The organism is Paracoccus sp. FO-3 (genome assembly GCF_006386455.1).
GTDB lineage: Bacteria > Pseudomonadota > Alphaproteobacteria > Rhodobacterales > Rhodobacteraceae > Paracoccus > Paracoccus versutus.
The window spans coordinates 1-1,698 of sequence record NZ_VCBQ01000249.1; the positions used below are offsets into that span (position 1 = coordinate 1).

Genomic DNA, 1,698 nt, shown 5'->3' on the forward strand with positions numbered 1-1,698 from the left:
ATCCACCCCATCAAAAGGGGGTCTGACGCAGATTTGGTGCAGTTGAGCTTCAACCTCGCTACATTTTGGCCTTCTTTCAGGGAGGTTACCGATGGCGTCATGGTTTTCACGCCGAGATTTTCTGCCGGCAGGGCTTACGGCCGATCAGATCGAGCTCGATGGCAATACCATCCGTATCCATGCCCGCTCTTCGGCGGCCGCGGCCGCCTGTCCACACTGCGGGAGCATTTCGGAGCATGTCCACAGTCGGTATCGACGTCGCCCGGCCGATGTTCCTGCGCATGGGCGAGCCGTGGAAATCGTCTTGCAGGTTCGTCGCTTTCGCTGCCGCGCGCCCGGCTGTCCGGCCCGGATTTTCGCCGAACGGTTTCCGTCCGGCGTCACCCGACCGCATATGCGACGCACCTCGCGCTTGCAGGATCTTGTGCGTCACCTCGGTCTTGCCCTCGGCGGACGACCTGCTCAGGCGCTCGCCCGGCGCCTTCTCGTGCCTGCAAGCAAAGACACGTTCTTGCGTGGGGCGCGGAGCCTGATGGGCCCCGTCTCCGAACCACCGCGTGTCATCGGCATCGATGACTGGGCATGGCGCAAGGGGCAGCGTTACGGCACGATGATCTGCGACCTGGAACGGCGGCAGGTGATCGACCTGCTGCCCGATCGCGAGCCTGCCACCGTGGAAGCGTGGCTCCGCGCACATCCCGGCATCCGGATTATCGCCCGCGACCGCAACGGCGGCTATGGCGGTGCCGCCACCCGTGCCTTGCCACAGGCGGTTCAGGTCGCCGATCGTTGGCATCTGCTTGAGAACGCGAGTGCCGCATTCCTGGCGGCCGTGCAGCGCAGCATGCCCGTCATCCGCAGGGCGATCGGGGCGAAGACGCTCGATCCCGCGCTGCTGACGGCAGCGGAAAGGCTGCAATACGAAGGCTTTCGGCGTCGCCAGCAAACCAATCGGATGGTGAGGACGATGGCCGATGAGGGCCTGCCCATCAAGCGTATCGTCCGCTCGACCGGCCTCAGCCGCAAGCTCGTTCGCCAGATCCTGCGTGGCGAGCGCGAAGATGTCTTCCGCATCCGCGAAAGCAGTCTGACACCCTGGCTGCCACGGCTGGAGCGGGAATGGAACGGTGGTTGCCGGAATGGCGCCGAGCTTTGGCGCCGCCTCAGGGAGGATGGTTTCCGCGGCAGTCTTCGGGTCGTCGGAGAATGGGCGACACGCCAGCGCCGCGCCGAGCAAGCTGTGCCGAACGGGATGGGGAAATCGCCACCTGCCCGCAGGATTGCGCGGCTCCTGACCATGGGGCGGGATCACCTGTCCAGAGCCGATGCGCTTCAGGTCGCGCAGATCGAAGCGGCATCGCCAGCCCTTGCGACCGCCCGGGCGCTCGCCGACAGGTTCACGGATATGGTTCGAAACGGGCGTGAGGATGTCTTGGCCAGCTGGCTCGATGAGGCGGCAGACAGCATGATCGCTTCCTTTGCCCGTGGCCTTCGCAGCGACTGCGCCGCCGTTGCCGCCGCCTTGCGCGAACCTTGGTCGAACGGGCAGACAGAGGGGCAGATCAATCGGCTGAAGACCCTCAAACGCCAGATGTATGGCCGCGCCAACATCGATCTGCTCAGGGCACGGCTCCTCGCCCCGGCGTAAACCAGAAAATGCACCAACTTTGAGTCAGACCCCCTTTTGATGGGGTGGAT

General features: G+C 64.8%; 1 protein-coding gene. It reads left to right on the forward strand.

All coding sequences use genetic code 11. The features are described from left to right. Nucleotides 1-91 precede the first annotated feature (91 nt). Nucleotides 92-1,648: an ISL3 family transposase gene (locus FE811_RS26765; RefSeq protein WP_011749544.1), complete on the forward strand. Its 1,557-nt coding sequence runs from the start codon at nucleotides 92-94 to the stop codon at nucleotides 1,646-1,648. Nucleotides 1,649-1,698: the final 50 nt, after the last annotated feature.